1 pseudogene is annotated in these 361 nt (G+C 62.9%); it reads right to left on the bottom strand.

From position 1 onward, the window contains the following. Nucleotides 1-179 precede the first annotated feature (179 nt). A pseudogene (locus tag ACTFO6_RS18055) lies at nt 180-361 on the bottom strand (hypothetical protein); the annotation flags it as partial.

The following is a 361-nucleotide window of genomic DNA, read 5'->3' as shown; positions in this document are numbered from 1 at the left end:
CGATCAACCTGCCTTGAGGAGCACCCTTGATGCGGCTACTGGGCGGGGCGCGCGGCGGATTCCCGCTTACAACAGTGGCGGACTGGGGTTAGCTCATTCGCAGGCATTCGAGTTCATTCGTGTCTGACAATGGTGCCCTCGAGCGTGTCGCTCCTGGTTTCGCGCATCGGGATCACGCGTTACGCTTCGCCCCACACACCTCGCCCGCACGGGAATCTCGAGAATGGCTCCCGGCGCGGAGCTTGTGCTCCATGATGAGCGATGAAGGCATTGGCCAGATCGGCGAGGTCGTCCACGACCACCGTCGATTCGATCTCCCAGGGGTCGAACACCGCGTGCGGCGAGCGTTTGACCCATACCC

The organism is Pelomicrobium sp. G1, assembly GCF_051905455.1.
Taxonomy (GTDB): Bacteria; Pseudomonadota; Gammaproteobacteria; order Burkholderiales; family UBA6910; genus Pelomicrobium.
The sequence above is the reverse complement of the archived record's forward strand: the minus strand, read 5'-3'. Positions and strand labels throughout refer to the sequence as shown.